The organism is Thiocapsa marina 5811, from assembly GCF_000223985.1.
Lineage (GTDB): Bacteria > Pseudomonadota > Gammaproteobacteria > Chromatiales > Chromatiaceae > Thiocapsa > Thiocapsa marina.
Map to the genome: position 1 here is coordinate 66,043 of NZ_AFWV01000001.1, position 21,391 is coordinate 87,433.

Consider the following 21,391-nt stretch of genomic DNA (forward strand, 5'->3'; position numbering starts at 1 on the left):
GTGACGATGTGACGATCATTCAACGCAAAGGGTGCGAGGCGTTTCATGACACCTCTTTACGAGCAGGATTTCTCCGAATGGGTCGAGCGCCAGGCGAGCCTCCTGCGGCAAGGGCGGTTCGATGACTTGGATGTGGCGCATCTGATCGAGGAGTTGGACAGCATGGGGGCAAGCGAGCGGCGCGAATTGATCAACCGTCTGGCGATACTCCTGGCGCACCTGCTGAAGTGGCGGTATCAGCCGGAGCGACGCGGCAACAGTTGGCGCTTGACCATCAAGATCCAACGACTCGATGTGGCGGCCTTACTCCGTGACAATCCGAGTCTTCGCGCCCGTCTCGATCCCTTTATCCACGACGCCTACGCCAAGGCGACACTTCAGGCCGCACGTGAGATCGGCGTCGAGGAGACGCTGTTTCCCGCCGTATGCCCTTTCACCGTCGAACAGATACTGGATGATCACTGGCCCGATGCAGCCGCTTGAATCGCTCGACCTGGACTTCATCGCCGACGACCGCCTGTCCGGCTTTCGTCTGTCGCGTCTGGAGGTCTTCAACTGGGGCACCTTCAACGGTCGCGTCTGGACCCTGTTGCTCGACGGCAAGAACGGGCTGCTGACCGGCGATATCGGCTCGGGCAAGTCGACCCTGGTGGATGCCGTGACGACCCTGTTGGTCCCGGCCCAGCGCATCGCCTACAACAAGGCCGCGGGTGCGGACAGCAAGGAACGCACGCTGCGCTCCTACGTGCTCGGGCATTACAAGTCCGAGCGCAACGAGGTGACCGGGGCGGCCAAGCCCGTGAGTCTGCGCGATCACAACAATTACTCCGTCATCCTCGGCGTCTTCCACAACGCCGGCTACGACCAGACCGTCACACTCGCGCAGGTCTTCTGGATGAAGGAGGCGCAGGGTCAGCCGGCACGCTTCTTCGTCTGCGCCGAGCGTGATCTCGCGATCGCGACCGATTTCTCCCGCTTCGGAACCGACATCGCTCAACTGCGCAAGAAGCTGCGCGGGCTCGGTGCCGAGATCGAGGACGCCTTCCCCAAATACGGCGCCTGGTTCCGGCGCCGACTGGGCATCGACAGCGAACAGGCGCTCGAGCTCTTCCATCAGACGGTCTCGATGAAGTCCGTCGGCAACCTCACCGATTTCGTGCGCGGACATATGCTGGAGCCCTTCGCGGTGGAGCCCCGCATCAAGGCGCTGATCGCGCACTTCGACGACCTCAACCGCGCGCACGAGGCGGTGCTCAAGGCCAAGCGCCAGGTCGAGATGCTCACGCCCTTGGTGGCGGACTGCGAACGTCATGCCGGCCTGACGCGCGAGGTCGAGGATCTCAGAGGCTGCCGTGACGGATTACGTGTCTACTTCGCGGGCTTGAAACTGGCGCTGCTCGAGAAACGTCTCGCGCACCTGCAAGAAGACCGGGAGCGCGTCGATGCCTTGGTCAAGCGCCTTGAGGGCCGCCGCGAGGAGCAAGGCAACCAGGTCTACGAGCTCAAACGCGCGGTGGCCGAAAACGGCGGGGACCGTCTCGAACGCCTGGCCGCCGAGATCAAGAAGCTGGAGGCGCTGCGCGACGCCCGGCAGAACAAGGCACGACGTTACGCCGAGCTGACGGCCGGTCTCGACGAGAGTCCGGCCGCGGACGAAACGGCCTTCCTTGCGCAACGGCGTCGGCTCGCGGAGATGCGTGAGGGTTTGCAGGCGCGCGACAGCGATCTGCAGAACGCGGTGACCGAGCACAGCGTGACCCTGCGCCAAGGCCAGCTCGAACGCGACGCCCTTCAGGCCGAGATCGAGAGCCTGAAGCGTCGCCGCAGCAATATCGACGACCAGCAGATCCGGATCCGTGCCGCGCTCTGCGAGGCGCTGGGTCTTACGGAGGAGTCGATGCCCTTCGCGGGCGAGCTGCTGCAGGTGCGTGATGACGAACGCGACTGGGAAGGTGCGGCCGAGCGACTGATGCGCGGCTTCGGCCTGTCCCTCTTGGTGCCGGACACGGCCTACAAGGCGGTCGCCGAGTGGGTCGACGGCGCCCAGCTGCGCGGTCGGCTGGTCTATTTCCATGTGCGCGCCCGGGTGCGTGCCCAGTTGCACACAGGGGGACGGGGCGACCTGCCCGAGCTGCACCGTGATTCGCTGGTGCGCAAGATCGCCGTCAAACCGGACTCGCCTTTCTACGACTGGCTCGAGCGCGAGCTGGCGCACCGTTTCGACGTAGCCTGTTGCATCACGCAGGAGCAGTTCAGGCGCGAGACCCGTGCCATCACACGCGCCGGCCAGATCAAGGACCCGACCGGACGTCACGAGAAGGACGACCGTCACCGCATCGACGACCGCAGTCGCTATGTCCTGGGCTGGACCAACGCGGCCAAGATCGAAACGCTGGAGGCCAAGCGTCGCCGGCTCGAGGCACATCTCGCCGAGATCGCCGCAACCACGGGCAAGCTCTTGTCCGAGCGACAGGCGCTCGGTGACCGCCTGAACGCACTGACGCGCCTGGAAGAGTTTGTCGACTTCAACGAGCTGGACTGGGCTTCGGTCGCGACCGAGGTCGCCGCACTGATCGACGAGCGGCAACGCTTGGAATCGGCATCCGATCTGCTCAAACAGCTCAATGAGCGCCTGGGCGAGGCCGTCCAAGCGCTTGCGGTGATCGAGGGCGAGCTGGAAGAGGCGAGATCGAAACGCGCCAAGATCGAGCAAAAGCAGGAGGATGCCGAGGCACTCCAAGTGCAGACCCGCGCGATCCTCGCGCCGAGCGGTGACGCGGAGCGGCCCGCGGCGCCAGCCGAGCTGACCGAGCGGCTCGAGACCATGCGCAGCGAGGCGCTCGGCGAGCATCAACTGACCGTGGAGTCCTGCGACAACCGCGAGCAGGATATGCGCGCCTGGCTCCAGAACCGGATCAACAACGAAAGCGGCAAGATCAATACCCTGCTCAACCGGATCATCACCGCAATGGTGGCCTACAAGAACGCCTTCGAGCTCGAAACCCGGGAGCTCGACGCCAACGTCGAGGCGGCCTTCGAGTACCGACAACAGCTCGATCAGCTGGGACGCGACGACCTGCCCCGCTTCGAGGAGCGCTTCAAGGAGCTGTTGAACGTCAACACCATCAACGAGATCGCCAACTTCAATGCCCAGCTCGCCCGCGAGCGCGAGACCATCAAAGAGCGCATCGGCCGCATCAATGAGTCGCTCACCCAGATCGACTACAACCCGGGACGTTATATCGCGCTCGAATCCCAGATCAGCCCGGACGCCGAGATCCGCGATTTCCAGTCCGAGCTGCGTGCCTGCACCGAGGGTGCCCTGACCGGCTCCGAGGATGCGCAGTATTCCGAGGCCAAGTTCCTGCAGGTGAAGACCATCATCGAGCGCTTCCGCGGGCGCGAGGGCCAGACCGATTCGGACAGGCGTTGGACGGCCAAGGTCACCGATGTGCGCAACTGGTTCCTGTTCGCCGCAAGCGAGCGCTGGCGCGAGGACGGGACCGAGCATGAGCACTACTCGGACTCGGGCGGCAAATCCGGCGGCCAGAAGGAAAAGCTCGCCTACACCATCCTGGCCGCCAGCCTCGCCTATCAATTCGGGCTGGAATGGGGCGCCGTGCGCTCGCGCTCCTTCCGCTTCGTCGTGATCGACGAGGCCTTCGGGCGCGGCTCGGACGAGTCAGCCCAGTACGGTCTACGGCTCTTTCAACAGCTCAACCTGCAACTGCTGATCGTCACGCCGCTGCAGAAGATCCACATCATCGAACCCTTCGTCTCCGCCGTGGGCTTCGTGCACAACGAAGGCGGTCGGGAGTCCAAGCTGCGCAATCTGACGATCGAGGAATATCGCGAGGAGTCCAGAGCGCGCAAGGCCGAGCCGAGCGCAAGCGTGCCGGCATGAGCTGGACGACAGCGGCGGATCTCAAGGCGCAACTGAACCGACTCTGGGAGCGTGGCGAGCTGCTGCGCCCGCTGGTCACGGACGACGTGGCCAGCGCGAGCGGATTCCCGCTGCGTCTGAGGCTGAAGGGACCAGGCTCCGCGGATCTGGCCGATCGGTTCGAGGCGGTGCGCGCCTGGATTGCCGAGCTGACGACTATCCCGCGTCTGCGGATCGAATGGCGCGCGGTCAATCATCGCGTGCTCGGTCCTCAGCGTCTGCCCGAGACCCTCTGGGTCGACCGACTCGACGACGCGCTCGCACTGATCGGCCGACGGGGCGATGCGGCCCGGTTCACGCGTTGCCTGGAGATGACGCGATCGCGGCAACCGGCGCTGCTCGAGTGGCTCGGCCAACGTCCCTTGCAGGCGATCGCGCTGGCCGACGACTGGGAGCGCCTACTGGCCGTCGTGGACTGGCTGAGCCGCCACCCGCGTCCCGGAATCTACATCCGGCAGGTCGACATCCCGGGTATCCACAGCAAGTTCATCGAGGCGCATCGTGGGGTGCTCTCGGAGCTGTTGGATCTTGTCTTGCCGGCGGAGGCGGTCGCTGCGGATCGCGTCGGCGTCGGTCGGTTCGCCGCGCGCTACGGCTTTCTCGACAAGCCCAACCGGGTCCGGTTTCGCCTGCTCGATGACGCTGTTCGCTTGCTGCCCAGTCCCGCGCGCGCGGACGTCACCCTGGATGCGGAGAGCTTCGCCCGGCTCGCGATCCCGATTCGACGGGTTTTCATCACGGAGAACGAGGTCAACTTTCTCGCCTTCCCGGACGCGACCGCCTCGCTGGTCGTCTTCGGCTCGGGCTACGGCTGGGATGCACTGGCCCGCGCCGAGTGGCTCGGGGCCTGCACCCTGCACTACTGGGGCGACATCGACACCCACGGCTTCGCCATCCTCGACCAGCTCCGCGGCCGATTCGGTCAAGTGGCCTCCTTCTTGATGGATCGCGCCACCCTGATGGCACACGAGACCTTCTGGGGCGAGGAGCCCGATCAGGTCATGCACGATCTGCCCCGGCTCACGGCGTCGGAACGAGCCTTGTTCGACGACCTGCGCGACAACCGCATCCGCAAAGGCTTGCGTCTGGAGCAGGAACGGATCGGGTTCGGATGGGTGGAGACGGCACTTGCGGATGCGCTGCTCGAGAACAGCGGCCGGGCCGTGGAGGGGATCGACTCGATCGCCGCACCGATCAGGCGTCGTTCATCATCCCGGCTGTAGGGTGGACGAGCGAGAGCGAAGTCCACCGGACCCCGCGCCGGTGCTGGTGGACTGCGCTGCGCTTATCCACCCTACGGCGACGACCAGTTTAGGATCGTCTACCGAAGCGGCACCGTCTTGCCGTTGACGGTCAAGAGTCCGTCGCCCAGACGCAATGCCGAGGAGACCCGGGTATCGCGCCGGGTGACCCAGCCATCCCGGATCCACCCTTCGAGCAGTGTCTCCGCCTCTTGCCGCGCGGCGTGTTCGGCCGCCGGCTCCGAGGCCGGCAGAGCCCGGCCCTCGACGTCGGGGGCGAGCGAGCGGGCGATCCAGTCCAATGCGACCGCCTCGGGAAGCTCCAAATCGCCGTCGGCCCGCAGCAGGACCAGCCAATCGACGACACCCGAGGTCAGCCGGCTCGGTGTATTGGCGCTCGGGTCCAAACGCAGATCGAGCCGCCCCAAGGCAAGGCCATCCGGGGTCTCGATCCGAATCGGCTCAACGCCGATCCGTGTCGCGCTCGCGACGAAGCGCGGGGCAAGACGCGCGATCAGGCCGCCTGTAATCAGACCCCGCATCTCCTGCCCGACCTGGTCCGAGGCCAGCAGGCGGATACCCTCGCCCAGATCGGCGAGCGCCTCGGCGTCCAGGCGTTCGGCCGAGAGTCCGAGCTCCGATCGACCGTAGGCGACGGAGGCCGTGGTGAGCTGCCGCGCGGCGAGTCCGAGACGCAGATCCAGGAGGCCTTCCCGAAGCGCTCGCGACAGGGTCGCCGAGAGTCCCTCGATGCGCAGCGACGGCGGCGCGGTTGCCGCCGAGCCAGTCGCGCCCGCGGCATCCATCTCGACCAAGGCCACCTGCAAGTGCCCCCTGCCGGAGGCATCATCGGGCCGATCGGCCTCGAATCGCAGATCGGTCAAACGTACGAGCGGTCCCGCGGGTGTCGTCAGAACGCCATCGGAGAGCATCAGCCCCATCTCGAGGGCCTCCTGCCCCGCCGACACAAGCAGCTCGCCGTCGAGCGCTCCATGCCGCAGACCCATCACCTCCGCCGTCGGGAGGGTCTCGCCTGGGGGTAGACGCAGCTGCATCCGGCCGGAGCCGTCCGCATGCAGATCGATGCTCGCCGGAAGCGCCGGCAGGGCAACGGGGAACCCCTCGATCTCGATCCGGGTGTGAATGCGGCCGACGACCGGCGGAAAGCCTGTCGTGAGCCAGATCCATGGCCCTTGCTCGATGCGGCTGTCCAGTCGAACCCGGGTGGGCCGCAGCGGCGCTTGCGCCCCCGGATCGGGCGGGATCAGCACCTCGAACGCGGCGCTGGAGGCGAACCAGCCTCGCTGGTAGCTGTTCTGCAGAACCTCGCGTTCCGGAAGATCCTCGATGAGATCGGCGAGGAGATCCTCGTAGCCGGCCTTGGCCAGATATCCGAGTGCGAACGGCCCGCCCGCGAGGAACAGGCCGAGCAGGATCGCGATCGCGAGGACCGTACCGCCGAGAAAACGCCTCATGCGGCGCCGGCGCTCTGATGTCTGACCCGGGCGCCGACCGCCGACCCGGCGTTCGCGACCTCCAGAAGATCGCGATCGGGAAACCGAAGCCCGTAGGCGTCGCGCACGGAGGCGCGGATGCCCTCGGCATCCAAACCGCACGCGGCGAGCTGTTGGGCATGCTCGGCATGGTCGATATAGCGATCCGGCAGCCCGAGATGCACGCAGGGGATGTCGATGCCCTCGGCGGCCAACCACTCGGCGACGCCGCTCCCGGCGCCACCGGCGACGCTGTTCTCCTCGACGGTCACCAGCAGATCATGTCCCTCGGCCAGCGCGCGGATGAGCGGACCGTCGAGAGGCTTGACGAAGCGCATATTGGCCACCGTCGCATCCAAGGGCTCCGCTGCCTTGGATGCAGGCGTCACCATGCTGCCGAAGGCGAGCAGGGCGACCCGGCTCCCCTGCCGGACGATCTCCCCGCGGCCGATCGGCAGTGCGGGCGTCTCGGGGTCGATCGCCACGCCCGGCCCGTTGCCGCGCGGATAGCGGACCATGGCGGGGCCCGGATACTCGTACGCGGTCCGCAGCATGGCGCGACACTCGTTCTCGTGGGCCGGTGCCATGATGACGAGCTTGGGAAGCGGCCGGCCGAAGCTCAGATCGAAGCTGCCGGCGTGAGTCGCTCCGTCCGCACCGACCAGACCGCCGCGGTCGACCGCGAAGGTCACGTCCAGCCCCTGGAGACAGACGTCGTGGATCAGCTGGTCGTAGGCGCGCTGCAGGAAGCTCGAATAGATGGCGACCACGGGTTTAACACCCTCGCAGGCCATGCCAGCCGCCAGGGTCACCGCGTGCTGCTCGGCGATTCCCACATCGAAGAAGCGCTCCGGAAAGCGTTTCGAAAAGACCGTGAGGCCAGAGCCCTCGCACATCGCCGGCGTGATGCCGACCAGGCGCGGATCCGCCTCGGCCGTGTCGCAGAGCCAGCTGCCGAAGATCTGCGTGTAGGTCGGGCCCTTGGAGGCGCCCTTGCGCAGCTCGCCGGTGCGTCGATCGAACGGCGTAACACCGTGATAGGTGACCGGCTGGCCCTCGGCAGGCTCGTAGCCGTGGCCCTTCTGAGTCACCACATGGAGGAAGCGCTGACCCCGCATCTCCTTGATGTTGCGTAGGGTCTTGATGACCGAATGCACGTCGTGTCCGTCGATGGGGCCGATATAGTTGAACCCGAGCTCCTCGAACAGGGTGCTCGGCATCAACATGCCCTTCATGTGCTCTTCCCAGCGTCCGACCAGATGACGCAGCTGCGGCATCCCGCGCAGAGCGGTCTTGCTGCCCTCGCGCATGGTCGTGTAGATCTTGCCCGAGAGCAGCCGCGCGAGATGGTTGGTGATCGCACCGACGGGCGGGGAGATGGACATCTCGTTGTCGTTGAGGATGACGACCAGATCGATATCCATCGAGCCCGCGTGATTCAGCGCCTCGAAGGCCATGCCGGCGCTCAAGGCTCCGTCGCCGATAACGGCGACGGCATCGCGCTGCTCGCCTTGTTGTTTTGCGGCCAAGGCCATGCCGAGCGCGGCACTGATGGAGGTGCTGGAATGGCCGACGCCGAAGCAGTCGTAGTCGCTCTCGCAGCGCTTGGGAAAGCCGGAGAGTCCGTCTTTCTGACGCAAGCTGAGCATGCGATCGCGTCGCCCGGTCAGGATCTTATGCGGGTAGGCCTGGTGGCCGACGTCCCAAACCAGCCGGTCTTCGGGTGTGTCGAAGACGTAATGCAGACCGACCGTCAACTCCACCACGCCGAGGCCGGCAGCAAGATGACCGCCGGTTTGCGAGACGGTGTCGACAAGGAAGCCCCGCAGCTCGTTGACGACCGAGGGCAAGAGATGCTCCGGCAAGGCGCGAAGATCCGCCGGAGAGTTGATCGAAGCCAGCAACGGATAGCGGTGCAGGGTGATACCGGTGTCACTCGAAGGGCGGTCGGGCATGGTCGGCATTCGCGCATAGCTGAGACGGTCGGTTAGTTTAGACGAATCCCCGCGCGGCTGCGAAGCGACAGATCCTTTTCAGTCCGGTCTCGCCGCCGTCGCCCGCGCACCGACACGCAAGTCGGCGGCCGAATCGCGGCGTCGACCGAGCGGACCAGACCGGCCCGCCGCTCTCAGACGGCGGTCCTGCCGAAGACTGCCGCAAGACTCGTCGCCCCGAGTGCCGAGAGCAGAAGAAGCAAGCCGACGCCCGGATGGACGAGCATCTCGGGCGCAAGCAGCATCACGACCCCCAGCCCCGACATCATCAGACCCGAGAGGAGCTTCAGGATCCGCCCCTGGCGCTCAGTGAGCTTCTTCGACCCAAGCGTGAAGGTGAAGGCCAGAACGATGGCCAGCAGCGGCAGGACGTAGATCAGGTTGTAGAGTGCCAGATAACCGTAGTAGGCGGGCGCGGAGAGATCGTGAAGCGTCAGGACGCGCGTGTAAACCATCGGGAAACCCGCGGTGCAGAGCAGCTCGTAGCTGTTCGCCGCCAACGCCAGGACGAGCGTTCCGATCAACATGGCCCCGAGTCGATCGGCCGCGAGCAGACCGCGCATCCGCGCGAAGAGTCCGGGCTTCGCATGGTCGGGGATGGAGAGGCTCGGCCCGCGACGAAAGAAAAAGTAATCCTTCACGTTCAGCCCGCCGACGAGGAGTGCGACCAGCCCGGCAATCGTCGTCACCACCGCCGCCCCGCCGACAACCAGGAAGAGGTTCAGCCAAGCAGCCATAAACAGGAAGTAGACCAGACCGGAAAAGAGCACGAAGGTGCCGCCGATCAGCAGCATCCGCGCCCGGCTTCGGGCATGGACCATCAGACTCAGCAGGAACAAGAGAACAAAGAAGGCGCAGGGATTGAAGGCATCGAGCCCGGCCAGAACCAGCGTGAAGGCGGGCAGCGACATGGCCCCGGGATCCAACTCGCCCAGGAGCGGCACGCGGACGCCCTCGGCCGGCGTCGCGACCGAATCGTCGGCATCGACCGCGCCGTCCTGACCCGCGACCTGACGACAGAATCGCGCCAGCCCGACCAGCTGCGCCCCGACCCCGTCGGCGTCGTCGAAGCCGGTCAGCATCCGCCCGCACACGAAGAAGGCCGGCACCGACCGGGCCTCTTCACCCAGCGACCGAGCCATCTCGACATAGCGCCGGACATGCGCACGATCGGCCGCAAGCTCGTAGGCTCGGACCTGAATCCAAGGTGCCTCTTCGCGCAGCCTGTTCAGAAAACCCAGGGCCGCGCTGCAATGCGGACAGGTCCTGGACCAGAAAACGTAGAGCGGAACCCGGACTTCGCCCCCGCTGTCGGTCACGACCCAATCCGGTAAGGGATCGCCGAGAGGATCGACAAGCGGGTCGATCGATGCGGCAAGAACGGTTGTCGGCAATACCGACAGGCAGGCCAGGACAAGAATCCGCAAGAGACTCGACAAGACCATCATCAACACCGAAGTGACACCGCGCCGGCTTCCGACAGCCGAGCCGGACTTTTCGGGGAGGCGATGAGCGCGGCCTCCGTCAACACGAAATCCCGAAAGGCGTTGGCCGCGGGCGAGAGACGCTTACCTCGACGATAGACCAGATACCACTGCCGCTGATCCGGAAAACCCTGTACGTCCAACGTGACCAGCCGCCGAGTCTCGAGCTCCAGCTCGATGGTATGCAAAGACACCACACTCAACCCAAGCCCGGAGCGAACCGCCTGTTTAACGGCCTCGTTGCGGGTCATCTGCATCCCGTGACGGATCGCCAAACCGCGCTCGCCGAAGAAGCGCTCCATCGTCTGACGGGTCCCCGAGCCGGGCTCGCGCATCACGAAGATCTCCTCGGCCAAGCGCTCGGAACAAATCGCCCGCTCGCCTGCGAGCGGATGGTCGGGCGGAGCGATCACCACCAGCGGATTCTCCATAAAGGCCTCGGACTCGACATCCATGTCGGTCGGCGGCACCCCCATCAGCACCAGATCGACCGTGTTGTCGCAGAGCATGCGCACGAGCTGCTCGCGATTGGTGACATCGAGCTGCAGGCCGATCCCGGGGTAGCGCTGCTGGAAGAACGCCAAAAGGCGCGGCGCGAAATAGTTGACCGTGCTCGCAACCGCAAGATGCAGCCGACCGCGGCTGACCCCTTTCAGAGACTCGAGCACCTCCTCCATTTCCTGCAGCGCGCCGTTGATCGTCCGGCCATAGTCGTAGACCTCCCGACCGGCCTCGGTCAACACGATACGATTGCCGAGACGCTCGAACAACGGCAGCCCGGCCTCGTCCTCGAGCTGACGCACCTGCATCGAGACGGCAGGCTGGCTGAGGTGCAGCTCCTCGGCCGCTCGCGTGTAGCTCAGATGACGCGCGACCGCCTCGAAGACCTTCAGTTGTCGGATTGAGACATGCACGTGCGTTGGTCCTCTCTCGTTCGGAGCCGCCTGCGTCCTGCCGCCTGCCGCCTGCCTCCTGCTAACAGCCTCTGTCCGCTTGCTGGCGGCTGGCGGCTGGCGGCTAAACCATAGACATAAGTCTATGCTTATGTCGACTATAAGCAATATTAACTAGTAATTATAAGGGTTTTGCATATACTGCCGCCCCAGGTTCCAAGCGCGCAGCGCATCAAGCGGGACTGCGGACCAGCCTTCTGGACCGGCGAATTCCTTCACTACTTCCGAGGACAAGCGAACATGGCAAAGACCTACAGCGCGGGCGTCAAAGAGTATCGCGAAACATACTGGATGCCGGACTACACCCCGTCGGAGACCGACCTCCTCGCCTGTTTCAAGATCACCCCGCAAGCAGGCGTTCCGCGTGAAGAAGCCGCCGCCGCCGTCGCCGCCGAGTCGTCCACCGGCACCTGGACCACGGTCTGGACCGACCTTCTGACCGACATGGACCACTACAAGGGCCGCGCCTACGCCATCGAAGACGTCCCGGGCAACGACGACGCCTTCTACGCCTTCATCGCCTACCCGATCGACCTCTTCGAAGAAGGCTCGGTCGTCAACGTCTTCACCTCGCTGGTCGGCAACGTCTTCGGCTTCAAGGCCGTGCGTGCACTGCGCTTGGAAGACGTGCGCTTCCCGATCGCCTATGTCATGACCTGCAACGGCCCGCCGCACGGCATCCAGGTCGAGCGCGACATCATGAACAAGTACGGCCGCCCGATGCTCGGCTGCACCATCAAGCCGAAGCTGGGTCTGTCCGCCAAGAACTACGGCCGTGCCGTCTACGAGTGTCTGCGCGGCGGTCTGGACTTCACCAAGGACGACGAGAACGTCAACTCGCAGCCCTTCATGCGCTGGCGTCAACGCTTCGATTTCGTCATGGACGCGATCGACAAGTCCGAGCGCGAGACCGGCGAGCGCAAGGGCCACTACCTGAACGTCACCGCGCCGACCCCGGACGAGATGTTCAAGCGTGCCGAGTACGCCAAGGAGATCGGCGCGCCCATCATCATGCACGACTACATCACCGGCGGCTTCTGCGCCAACACCGGCCTGGCCCAGTGGTGTCGCGACAACGGCGTCCTCCTGCACATCCACCGTGCCATGCATGCCGTACTCGACCGCAACCCGAACCACGGCATCCATTTCCGTGTGTTGACCAAGATCCTGCGTCTGTCCGGCGGCGACCATCTGCACACCGGCACCGTCGTCGGCAAGCTCGAGGGCGACCGCGAGTCGACCATCGGCTGGATCGATCTGCTGCGTGAGTCCTACGTGAAGGAAGACCGCTCGCGCGGCATCTTCTTCGATCAGGATTGGGGCGCGATGCCCGGTGCCTTCGCGGTCGCCTCCGGCGGCATCCACATCTGGCACATGCCTGCGCTGGTCAGCATCTTCGGCGACGACGCCGTCCTGCAGTTCGGCGGCGGCACCCTGGGTCACCCCTGGGGCAACGCAGCCGGCGCCGCGGCCAACCGTGTCGCGCTCGAAGCCTGCGTCGAGGCCCGCAACCAGGGTGTGCAGATCGAGAAGGAAGGCAAGGAGATCCTCACCAACGCCGCCAAGAGCAGCCCCGAGCTCAAGATCGCCATGGAGACCTGGAAGGAGATCAAGTTCGAGTTCGATACCGTCGACAAGCTCGACGTGTCGCACAAGTAAGCTGTCAGCCATCAACTGTCGGCGATCAGCCATGGGCGGTCGGCGCGAAGCGCCGGCCTGTTGCTGAGAGCTGACGGCTGAAAGCTCAACGCCAGCAACGCTTACGATCGACTATCCAACCGATTTTCACCACGAAACCAGTTTCGGAGTAGCACACCATGAGCACCATGCAGGACTATCAATCCAGCCTCGACGATCCGAACAGCCGCAAGTTCGAGACCTTCTCCTATCTGCCGGAGATGGATCAGGCCCGCATCCGCAAGCAGGTCGAATACATCGTCGCCAAGGGCTGGAACCCGGCCATCGAGCACAGCGAGCCGGAAAACGCGTTCGACCACTATTGGTACATGTGGAAGCTGCCGATGTTCGGCGAGACCGATGTGGACACCATCCTGGCCGAAGCGGAAGCCTGCCACAAGGCGCATCCGGACAACCATGTGCGCCTGGTCGGCTACGACAACTACGCCCAGTCCAAGGGCGCCGAGATGGTCGTCTTCCGCGGCAAGCCGGTCTGAGGATCGGTTTTCGCTTGGGCGAAAACCGATGATCCAACAACGGATCGACGGAAACAGCCCCTGTCCCGACGTGCAGGGCGGGGGCTTTTTTGTCGTCGGCTTGTGAACGAGAGAGCAATGAGATGAGCGAAATCGACCGCGACCAATACCTGATCAAGGACGAGCCCTATTACCGCCCCGTGCAGAACGAGGTCGTCATGTACGAGGCGGCCTACGACGCCCGCATGCCGGTGATGCTCAAGGGACCGACCGGTTGCGGTAAATCGCGTTTCGTCGAATACATGGCCTGGAAGATCGGCGCGCCACTGATCACGGTCGCCTGCAACGAGGACATGACCGCCTCCGATCTCGTCGGACGTTTTCTGCTCGACATCAACGGCACCAAATGGCAAGACGGCCCGCTCACGGTGGCCGCACGCATCGGTGCCATCTGCTATCTGGACGAGGTCGTCGAGGCCCGTCAGGACACCACGGTCGTGATCCATCCGCTGACCGACCATCGCCGTCAGCTGCCGCTCGAGAAGAAGGGCGAGCTGGTCCATGCGCACCCCGATTTCCAGATCGTCATCTCCTACAACCCCGGCTACCAGAGCCTGATGAAGGATCTGAAGCAGTCGACCAAACAGCGTTTCGGTGCCTTGGACTTCGACTATCCGTCCGCCGACATCGAGACCGAGATCGTCGCGCACGAGGGCCATGTCGACAAGGCGACCGCCGAGAAGCTGGTTCAGGTCGCCCAACGCAGCCGTAACCTCAAGGGCCACGGTCTCGACGAGGGCATGTCCACCCGCCTCCTGGTCTATGCCGCCCAACTCATCGGCAAGGGTATCGATCCGCAATCCGCCTGCCGTATGGCGTTGGTCCGACCGCTGACCGATGATCCCGATATGCGCGATACGCTGGATGCGGCGGTGAATACCTATTTCTGAGCGGTTAAACCGCGTCCAGAGCGAGAGGCCAGCTTTCGATTGAGCTCGACGTTTGGTGCATCCACGATCCTTGGCGGGGACGCGGTTTAAAATACTGTCTTTTTATTCTCCTAAACCGCGCCGGCTCCAGCGGTCGTGAAGTCCGCCGGGGCCGGTCCCTTCGAAAAAAATCGCATGCCGTACTGGGCGCGGTTTAGCTTTCGAGTTCAGCGCCCGTCAGCGGATCGAAACGAGCGGATGACCACTGAAGGTTGGATTCGGCTTCTTCCAAACGATGATTGAGATCCGCCGGTGCTTCGAAGAGGAACGCCTGCCCGGCCTTCCGCTTGGAGAGTAGACCCAGCTCGACCAGTTGCAGCAGATCCGAACGGGCGGTTTGGTAGACGACAGCGTGGTTTTGGCGATGCCCCTCGATGGTGTAGGCCGATTTCGGGTGGCGCAACGCATGACGGAGCAGTGCCAACTGCCGGTGATTGAGGCGTTCACGCAGCCGCGCGGAGCTTTGAAGGATCGCTTCAACGACCTTCGTCTCGCCGGCCTTGCGCCGCAGATAGGCATGCAGTCCGTCCATGGCTGCGACGATGGTTTCCAGTTGATGGATCAGAAAATAGGTAACGTCGGACTCGTCGGTTTCCGTAAAAAGATAGGCGCGGGCGTACTGAGCCGGGGCCTTTTTCAGGATGCTGGAGATCGAGACGAATTCAAGCAGCCAGTATCCCTGCGAGAGCGCTGACCAGTAAAAAAGTGCGCGGGCGACCCGGCCGTTGCCGTCGACGAAGGGATGATCATGGGCAAGCGCGAAGTGCAGCAGGATGGCGCGAATGATTGGCGGCACGAAGGGGTCGGTGTCGCGCGCGTTCGCAACATCGCAGAGGCGCTCCAGCCGCGCGGGAAGCTCGTCGGCATGCGGCGGGACATGAAGAACGCGCCGGTCTCGGTGATCGACAATATCGATGTGCTCGTCGGCTCGCCGCAGGCGTCCGGCCGCGGTGGGATCATCCAGCGTGTCGCGAGTCAGAACGCTGTGGAGCTTAAGGATGGCTTCAGGCGTCAGCGGTTCCCCGACGCGCTCGGAGATGGAGCGCATCGCCTGGAAGTTGTTGAAGATCATCGTCTCGCTCTTGTCCCTCGGACGGCGTCCTTGGCGAAGCATCTCCTTTGCGACTTGCCGGGTGGTCGAGGCGCCTTCCAGTTGGCTGGAATTGATAGCCTCCTCGATCAGCGAGCGGATCAGATAGCTGTCGCGTTGCTCGGGGTTCGCGACACGAACTACTAATTTAGTAGCGATTAGTACCAAATTAGGACCAGCAGTGATAGCCCGTCACCGGGTATGACAACCTTCGATCCGGGATAGCGCCATGAGCATCGACTTCTCCGAATACCTCTCCTGCCTCAAGGCCGACGCGGATCACCCGCACACCCAGGCGTTGGAGGCGAGCTACCACGAAGCCGCGCGCGTCATGTCGCCGCGCGGACTGGAGCATTACCTGACCGGCATCAAGGCGATGTGCGGCCTGAACAAGGGCGCCGATCTGGTCCTGACCTATGTGCAGGAGATGCCGCGGGTCGCCAAGGAGGTGGGCGAGGACATCATCCCCGAGGTGGTGAGCGCCTTGATGAAGCTCGCATCCCACACCTCCGGGACGGTGGTGGCGCTGATCATGTCCAGCATGCCGCTGGCCGCGAGCCGGCTCGGGGATGCGGAGGTGCTGCGCGGGTATCTCAACCTGCTGCATCAGCTCTCGGGCAAGTCGCCGCGGGGCCTGCGCCCGATGATGGAGAACATGGACGAGCTGCTCTCCAAGCTCACGCTCGGCGGTCTGCGCCGCTGGGCGCTCTGGGGCGCGCAGGCCCATGCGCGCGACCTCGACGGCCAAATGGCCTATTTCGGGCTTCAAACGGAGTCCTCGCGCGCGGTGCTTCAGAAGGAACGGCGCGGGACCCTGCTCGTCGACAACCAACGCAAGCTCAATTTCTATCTGCGTGCGCTCTGGGCCCGGTCCTTCTTCATGCGCCCGACCTCGGGCGACTACGAGTCGCGCCAAGGTCTGCGGCCCTTCATCGAAGACTTCCAGATCCATCTGCCGGACGCCTTCGACAGCTTCCGCGGCATCTCGGGGATCGAGACCTACCGCGCCGCCGCCGCCCACTGCGCGGCACACATGGTCTACGGCACCAACGCCATCAGCGCCGAGCAGCTAATGCCGGCGCAGATGAAGCTGATCGAGATGTTCGAGGACGCGCGTGTCGAGGCGCTCGCCATCCGCGATTTTCCGGGGCTGAAGAAGCTCTGGCTGTCCTTCTTCACCGCACAGCTCGGACCGATGGACGACGCCGTCGATCTGCATCCGATGATGGATCTGATGCTGCGCCAGGCGCGTGCCCTGCTGGATCCGGACTATGTCGACGGACTCTCGCTGATCGACGACACCGCCGTCGCCTTCCGCGCCGCGCTGGCCGAGCGTCCGCACGACAACCGCATCAGTTGGGACGCGGGCGTCACCTTCTACAACCAGGCCATCAAGACCGTCGCACTGCCCAACTTGCGCATCCTCGAGAGCTGGCCGATCCCCTATCGCGACGACAATCGCTATGTCTGGAACTGCGGCGAGAACCTCTTCCTGACCCGCGGCGTCGACTATCTGCCCGCCTCGCAGCAACAGGTGCGCAAGTACGTCTCAGCGATGGAGATGGCCAACGAGGTCGATGTCGAGACCGCCGGGGACGACGCACAGGAGATCTGGGTCTGCGCCACCGAGTTCTTCCCCTACGAAGACGAGGGCGTCTCCTTCAACGCGATGGAGGGCAAGGAGCCCATCTCGGACCCCTACCACTATCAGGAGTGGGACTATCAGGTCCAACTCTTCCGCCCGGACTGGGCGACCGTCATCGAACGGCGTCAAGGCCGCGGCGACCCGGCGCTCATGGACGAGATCCTCGTCAAGCACAAGCCGGTCGCGAGCCGCATCCGGCGTCTGATCGACGCACTCCAGCCGCAAGGCATCGTGCGCCGGCGCGGCTACGAGGAAGGCGAGGAGCTGGACCTGAACGCCGCCGTGCGGGCCATGATCGACGTGCGCCGCGGCACCATGCCGGATCCGCGGATCAATATCCGCATCACCCGCCATGTCAGGGATCTCGCCATCGTGGTGCTCATGGATCTCTCCGAGTCGACCAACGAGAAGGTCGGGGTCAAGAAGGACGACCCGGATTACGCAACGGCACCGAGCATCCTCAGCCTCACCCGCGAGGCCACCGGGCTGCTGGCCTGGGCCATCGACGGCATCGGCGACCGTTTCGCCGTTCATGGCTTTGCCTCCGACGGCCGCCACGACGTCCAGTACTATCGCTTCAAGGACTTCGATCAGTCTTACGACGACAACGCCAAGTCACGCATGGCCGGCATGAAGGGCGGACTCTCCACCCGCATGGGCGCGGCGCTGCGCCACGCCGGCTGGCACCTCACCCGCCAACCGGCCCAAAAGCGTCTGGTGCTGGTGATCACCGACGGCGAGCCGGCGGACATCGACGAGCGCGATCCGCAGTACCTGCGCCACGACACCAAAAAGGCCGTCGAGGAGCTTCGCATGCAGGGCGTTCACAGCTACTGTCTGACGCTCGATCCGCAGGCCGACCGCTACGTCGCCCGAATCTTCGGCGAGAATCAGTATTCCATCGTCGACCATGTCGAGCGCCTGCCCGAGCGGCTACCGGCGGTGTTTGCAGCGCTCACGGGATAGGCCGCGAAACGGCCCACCTGACTCAGGGTCCGAGAGATGGTCGCTTTCCGTTGACAGGGTGAACAGGCGCCGTAGCCGTAGGGTGGACGAGCAAGAGCGAAGTCCACCGAATCCCGCGCCGACGCTGGTGGGCTGCGCTGCGCTTGTCCACCCTACGAGCCTATTGGCGTGCATATGATTCAGGATGTGGAGACGGGATCGTACCCGAATCGTTGAGCCGCTATCAAAAACCGCGATGTCAGGGCAGCGACAAGACGCGCGGCCCACATCAGGCTACTGGAGCCGCGCGGCGAACGACGCGACGGCGCCTGCCGCCAGGCTCAGGTTCTGCTCCAGCGTGACCCCGGATGCCCGACGCGGCTTAAAGCTATGCTCTCCGTCCGCGATCCAGACGATCTCGATCGACGGACTCAAATCATAGCGAGCGACCTCCTCCCGGCTTCCGAAGGGATCTCGCTCGCCTTGGCAGATCAGCTTCGGCGTTCGCAGCCCGGACAGATGCGCGACACGCGTGCGCTCCGGACGACCCGGCGGATGAAAGGGATACCCGAGGCAAACCAGGCCATCGACGCCGGCCTCGTCCGCAATCAGGCTTGCAATGCGCCCGCCCATCGATTTACCGCCGATCAACAGGCGTTCTCCCGCGCCATGGGCAACACGCTGCTCGGCGATGACCCGCAGCCAGGTCTCGATCAGGATCGGCTCGCGATCGGGAGGACGCCTTCTTCCCTCGGTCTCGCTTCGCACCATATAGGGAAACGAGAAGCGCGAGACGCGCAGCCCGGCGGCCGCCAACGCATGTGCAACCGCGCTCATGAAGGGGGAGTCGGCGCCCTGCCCTGCCCCGTGCGCCAAAATCAGATGGCAACGCGCATCGGCCGGACCATCGATCAGCAGAGGATCCATCATGCAAGCCCTCTTTTTCGTAAAGCTCTATCTCCTGACCGTCCCGGTCTTCTTCGCGATCGATCTGCTCTGGTTGGGCGTCGTCGCCAAGACCTTCTATCGCGAGAACCTCGCCCACGTCCTGAGCCCGACGGTGAACTGGCCGGCCGCACTGAGCTTCTACCTCATCTATATCGCCGGCATCCTCTATTTTGCCGTCGCCCCTGCGCTCGCGCAGGACTCGCTCGGCCGGGCCGTGCTCAACGGCGCACTCTTCGGCTTCTTCACCTACATCACCTACGAGCTCACCAACATGGCCACGCTCCCGAGCTGGCCCATCAAGGTCGTGATCGTGGATACGCTCTGGGGCATCGCACTCTGCGCCAGCGTTGCCGGCGGCAGCTTTATGATCGGAAGATGGCTCGGCGGGGTCTGATGGTCCATTCGAGGCTTCCCCGGGGAGCTTCGGAATGGCAGTGGACGGCCCGCTTCCAGACCGTCTAGCCCGGGCGGCCCAAGGCCGCCCGGTCGGACTTAGTCCTTGTTGCCTTTAAACATCTGCATCGGGTTCGGCATCATTTTCATCGGGTTCATGCCGCTTCCGCCGCGATCATCCTCGCCGGATCCGTAACCGGGTCCGTATTCGGGGCCATAACCCTGACCGTAGCCCGGTCCGTAACCCTGCCCGACGCCGGGGGGCGGAGCGTAGCCCTGGTCGTAGCCTTGGCCGTAACCGGGGGCGTAACCGGGCGCGTAGCCCTGGCCGTAGGCGGGAGCCGGGGGATAGCCCTCTGCGGTGCCTGCTCCGTATCCCGGGGCCTGCCCATAGCCCGGCGCACCCCCGTATCCCTGCGGGGGCATCTGCTGCGTCGGAGCACCACCCATCTGTGGATCCGTGTAACCGGGCGGAGGCCCGTAGCCTTGCGAGGGTGCTCCGCCATACCCCGGCTGCGGGGCTCCGTAGCCGGGTGCGGCTCCGTATCCCGGCGCACCACCGTAACCCGGTGCGCCCTGCGGATAGTAGCCTTGGGGGTAACCCTGCGGCGGCGGATAATCACCCTCCCGACTACGGTCCTTGTTGCCGCCCATCCATTTGGATGGATTCATCATGTCGCCCATGTCTACTGCGGATGCCGGCCCGCTTAGAACCAAGCCCGCAATCCCGGCTGTCAGTGCTGCTTTGATGATGCTCATAGATCTTCGATGCGCTCCTCGTCTGTTGTCATGATGTTGTCTTCCCGAGAGGAGAGTATGGACCCTGCGAGACCGGATGCCAGCACCCGTCCGGGCTCGGCGGGGTTTGCGCGGCCGTCGTGATGCCGCCGGCGGGGCGCCGGGTTAAGATTGCCGCGGCCGAGAAGGGCGGCGGAAAAAGCCCTGGCCCTGCCCCGCTCGCGTTGCCGGCTCAAGACACCATCGAACGAAGCCAATCACCGGAGGATTCGACGACATGACCAATGCACTGAGCGGTTTCAGTCCACCCGCGCGCGGCCTCCTCGTCGCGGGCGCCTTCGCGCTCGTCATCGGCCTCATGAAGATTTCGGCGCCCATCCTCGTGCCGCTCCTGCTGGCCGTATTCATCGCCATCATCGCCACCCCGGCGCTCAGGTGGATGCGGCGGCGCGGTGTACCGAAATGGGGCGCCATGGCGGTCATCATCTTCGTGCTGCTCGATGTCGGCAGTCTCCTGGCCCTGGTCACCACGGGGGCGATCGAGGGCTTCAGGGACAGCCTGCCGACCTATCAAGAGCGCTTTATGCTGCTGAGCGATCAGCTCGGAGGCTGGATGGAAGGCGTCGGCGTCGGCGGCTCGCGCGAAGCGATCCCGGATTTGCTGGACCCGAACAAGGTCGGGGTCGCCGTTCGGTATCTTTTGTCCAATGCGAGCGGGTTCTTCGCCACCGGACTGCTGGTGCTGCTCGCCGTCGTCTTCATCCTGCTCGAGGCCAATTCGCTTCCGGCCAAGCTGAAGGTCGCCTTTCGGATGACCGAGGCAGGCGATGCGCGCCTGAAACGGCTGTTGGACGCGATCAAGGGCTACATGCTGATCAAGAGTCTCACCAGCCTGGGAACGGCCGTGTGCGTCTGGCTCTGGCTGTGGTTTCTCGGCATTGACTTTGCCATCCTTTGGGCGGTAATGGCCTTCTTCCTGAACTTCATCCCCGTGGTGGGCAACATCGTGATGATGATCCCGGCGACCCTGCTCGCGCTGGTGCAGGTGGATGTGTCCACCGCCATCTGGGTGGCTGTCGGCTATCTCGTCATCAATACGGTCATCGGCAATGTCCTGGAGCCCAGGATCATGGGCAAAGGGCTGGGGATCTCGACGCTGGCGGTCTTCATCGCCTTGTTGTTTTGGGGGTGGTTGTTCGGCACGGTCGGCATGTTCCTCGCGGTACCGCTCACCGCAACCCTGATCATCGCACTGGACGCGAGCCCGCATACGCGCCCGATCGCCATCCTGCTCGGCCCCGAGATCAAGGAGGAGGCCGAAGCCGAGCGCTAGCCAGGCGGGCTCTTCGGCCTCTCTCGGGAGGGGCCGTCGATCGGCTTTC

16 protein-coding genes are annotated in these 21,391 nt (G+C 64.5%); 9 read left to right on the top strand and 7 right to left on the bottom strand.

Translation table 11 applies throughout. The annotated features are described in order from the left end of the window. Positions 1-45 precede the first annotated feature (45 nt). Genes THIMADRAFT_RS00355 through THIMADRAFT_RS00365 form a run of 3 tightly spaced genes read left to right on the top strand, consistent with a single transcriptional unit; the run spans position 46 to position 5,166 of the window. Entirely contained in the window at positions 46-483 is a 438-nt protein-coding gene (locus tag THIMADRAFT_RS00355; protein ID WP_007190950.1) for a DUF29 domain-containing protein, read from the top strand. Next, entirely contained in the window at positions 455-3,904 is a 3,450-nt protein-coding gene (locus THIMADRAFT_RS00360) for an ATP-binding protein (protein WP_233490099.1), read from the top strand. The genes THIMADRAFT_RS00355 and THIMADRAFT_RS00360 overlap by 29 nt, the downstream gene beginning before the upstream one ends. Beyond that, entirely contained in the window at positions 3,901-5,166 is a 1,266-nt protein-coding gene (locus THIMADRAFT_RS00365) for a DUF3322 domain-containing protein (RefSeq protein WP_007190952.1), read from the top strand. The genes THIMADRAFT_RS00360 and THIMADRAFT_RS00365 overlap by 4 nt, the downstream gene beginning before the upstream one ends. 98 nt (positions 5,167-5,264) lie before the next feature. On the opposite strand, the gene THIMADRAFT_RS00370 is transcribed toward THIMADRAFT_RS00365, so the two are convergent. From THIMADRAFT_RS00370 to THIMADRAFT_RS00385, 4 genes are all read right to left on the bottom strand, one after another. After that, positions 5,265-6,659, bottom strand: coding sequence for a DUF945 family protein (locus THIMADRAFT_RS00370; RefSeq protein WP_007190953.1), 1,395 nt, complete (start codon positions 6,657-6,659; stop codon positions 5,265-5,267). Next, on the bottom strand, positions 6,656-8,632 hold the full coding sequence (gene dxs, locus THIMADRAFT_RS00375; protein ID WP_007190954.1) for a 1-deoxy-D-xylulose-5-phosphate synthase: 1,977 nt from the start codon (positions 8,630-8,632) through the stop codon (positions 6,656-6,658). The genes THIMADRAFT_RS00370 and dxs overlap by 4 nt, the downstream gene beginning before the upstream one ends. Positions 8,633-8,805: 173 nt before the next feature. After that, positions 8,806-10,119, bottom strand: coding sequence for a glutaredoxin family protein (locus THIMADRAFT_RS00380; RefSeq protein ID WP_007190955.1), 1,314 nt, complete (start codon positions 10,117-10,119; stop codon positions 8,806-8,808). Further along, positions 10,119-11,069 (bottom strand): LysR family transcriptional regulator, encoded by a 951-nt coding sequence (locus THIMADRAFT_RS00385; protein ID WP_007190956.1) that lies wholly within the window; start codon positions 11,067-11,069, stop codon positions 10,119-10,121. The genes THIMADRAFT_RS00380 and THIMADRAFT_RS00385 overlap by 1 nt, the downstream gene beginning before the upstream one ends. Positions 11,070-11,348: 279 nt before the next feature. Here THIMADRAFT_RS00385 and THIMADRAFT_RS00390 point away from each other — a divergent pair, with 279 nt between their 5' ends. From THIMADRAFT_RS00390 to THIMADRAFT_RS00400, 3 genes are all read left to right on the top strand, one after another. Then, the gene (locus THIMADRAFT_RS00390; protein WP_007190957.1) at positions 11,349-12,767 is read left to right on the top strand and encodes a form I ribulose bisphosphate carboxylase large subunit; all 1,419 of its coding nucleotides are present in this window, start codon (positions 11,349-11,351) and stop codon (positions 12,765-12,767) included. Positions 12,768-12,925: 158 nt separating this feature from the next. Continuing rightward, the gene (locus THIMADRAFT_RS00395; protein WP_007190958.1) at positions 12,926-13,282 is read left to right on the top strand and encodes a ribulose bisphosphate carboxylase small subunit; all 357 of its coding nucleotides are present in this window, start codon (positions 12,926-12,928) and stop codon (positions 13,280-13,282) included. A 122-nt stretch (positions 13,283-13,404) separates the two neighbouring features. After that, positions 13,405-14,211: a CbbQ/NirQ/NorQ/GpvN family protein gene (locus tag THIMADRAFT_RS00400; protein WP_007190959.1), complete on the top strand. Its 807-nt coding sequence runs from the start codon at positions 13,405-13,407 to the stop codon at positions 14,209-14,211. Positions 14,212-14,404: 193 nt separating this feature from the next. On the opposite strand, the gene THIMADRAFT_RS00405 is transcribed toward THIMADRAFT_RS00400, so the two are convergent. After that, a complete protein-coding gene (locus THIMADRAFT_RS00405) occupies positions 14,405-15,322 on the bottom strand; it encodes a Fic family protein (protein ID WP_233490100.1) in 918 nt (305 codons plus the stop codon). A 247-nt stretch (positions 15,323-15,569) separates the two neighbouring features. On the opposite strand from THIMADRAFT_RS00405, the gene THIMADRAFT_RS00410 reads away from it, so the two are divergent. Beyond that, positions 15,570-17,951, top strand: a complete 2,382-nt coding sequence (locus THIMADRAFT_RS00410) for a nitric oxide reductase activation protein NorD (protein WP_007190961.1) — start codon at positions 15,570-15,572, stop codon at positions 17,949-17,951. A gap of 273 nt (positions 17,952-18,224) precedes the next feature. Here THIMADRAFT_RS00410 and THIMADRAFT_RS00415 read toward each other — a convergent pair whose 3' ends face one another. Further along, positions 18,225-18,860 (bottom strand): alpha/beta family hydrolase, encoded by a 636-nt coding sequence (locus THIMADRAFT_RS00415; RefSeq protein WP_233490102.1) that lies wholly within the window; start codon positions 18,858-18,860, stop codon positions 18,225-18,227. Here THIMADRAFT_RS00415 and THIMADRAFT_RS00420 point away from each other — a divergent pair. Further along, positions 18,859-19,272: a DUF2177 family protein gene (locus tag THIMADRAFT_RS00420; RefSeq protein WP_007190963.1), complete on the top strand. Its 414-nt coding sequence runs from the start codon at positions 18,859-18,861 to the stop codon at positions 19,270-19,272. The two genes, THIMADRAFT_RS00415 and THIMADRAFT_RS00420, sit on opposite strands and share 2 nt — an antisense overlap. A gap of 98 nt (positions 19,273-19,370) precedes the next feature. On the opposite strand, the gene THIMADRAFT_RS28330 is transcribed toward THIMADRAFT_RS00420, so the two are convergent. Further along, the gene (locus THIMADRAFT_RS28330; protein WP_007190964.1) at positions 19,371-20,030 is read right to left on the bottom strand and encodes a hypothetical protein; all 660 of its coding nucleotides are present in this window, start codon (positions 20,028-20,030) and stop codon (positions 19,371-19,373) included. A gap of 256 nt (positions 20,031-20,286) precedes the next feature. Here THIMADRAFT_RS28330 and THIMADRAFT_RS00430 point away from each other — a divergent pair, with 256 nt between their 5' ends. Beyond that, positions 20,287-21,342, top strand: coding sequence for an AI-2E family transporter (locus THIMADRAFT_RS00430; protein ID WP_007190965.1), 1,056 nt, complete (start codon positions 20,287-20,289; stop codon positions 21,340-21,342). Positions 21,343-21,391 lie beyond the last annotated feature (49 nt).

Excerpts from the sequence above, each read along its gene's own strand:
- THIMADRAFT_RS00355 (WP_007190950.1), top strand. The coding sequence starts at position 46 with ATGACACCTCTTTACGAGCAGGATTTCTCCGAATGGGTCGAGCGCCAG.
- THIMADRAFT_RS00360 (WP_233490099.1), top strand. The coding sequence starts at position 455 with ATGATCACTGGCCCGATGCAGCCGCTTGAATCGCTCGACCTGGACTTC.
- THIMADRAFT_RS00365 (WP_007190952.1), top strand. The coding sequence starts at position 3,901 with ATGAGCTGGACGACAGCGGCGGATCTCAAGGCGCAACTGAACCGACTC.
- THIMADRAFT_RS00370 (WP_007190953.1), bottom strand. The coding sequence starts at position 6,659 with ATGAGGCGTTTTCTCGGCGGTACGGTCCTCGCGATCGCGATCCTGCTC.
- dxs (WP_007190954.1), bottom strand. The coding sequence starts at position 8,632 with ATGCCCGACCGCCCTTCGAGTGACACCGGTATCACCCTGCACCGCTAT.
- THIMADRAFT_RS00380 (WP_007190955.1), bottom strand. The coding sequence starts at position 10,119 with ATGATGGTCTTGTCGAGTCTCTTGCGGATTCTTGTCCTGGCCTGCCTG.
- THIMADRAFT_RS00390 (WP_007190957.1), top strand. The coding sequence starts at position 11,349 with ATGGCAAAGACCTACAGCGCGGGCGTCAAAGAGTATCGCGAAACATAC.
- THIMADRAFT_RS00395 (WP_007190958.1), top strand. The coding sequence starts at position 12,926 with ATGAGCACCATGCAGGACTATCAATCCAGCCTCGACGATCCGAACAGC.
- THIMADRAFT_RS00400 (WP_007190959.1), top strand. The coding sequence starts at position 13,405 with ATGAGCGAAATCGACCGCGACCAATACCTGATCAAGGACGAGCCCTAT.
- THIMADRAFT_RS00405 (WP_233490100.1), bottom strand. The coding sequence starts at position 15,322 with ATGATCTTCAACAACTTCCAGGCGATGCGCTCCATCTCCGAGCGCGTC.
- THIMADRAFT_RS00410 (WP_007190961.1), top strand. The coding sequence starts at position 15,570 with ATGAGCATCGACTTCTCCGAATACCTCTCCTGCCTCAAGGCCGACGCG.
- THIMADRAFT_RS00420 (WP_007190963.1), top strand. The coding sequence starts at position 18,859 with ATGCAAGCCCTCTTTTTCGTAAAGCTCTATCTCCTGACCGTCCCGGTC.
- THIMADRAFT_RS00415 (WP_233490102.1), bottom strand. The coding sequence starts at position 18,860 with ATGATGGATCCTCTGCTGATCGATGGTCCGGCCGATGCGCGTTGCCAT.
- THIMADRAFT_RS28330 (WP_007190964.1), bottom strand. The coding sequence starts at position 20,030 with ATGAGCATCATCAAAGCAGCACTGACAGCCGGGATTGCGGGCTTGGTT.
- THIMADRAFT_RS00430 (WP_007190965.1), top strand. The coding sequence starts at position 20,287 with ATGACCAATGCACTGAGCGGTTTCAGTCCACCCGCGCGCGGCCTCCTC.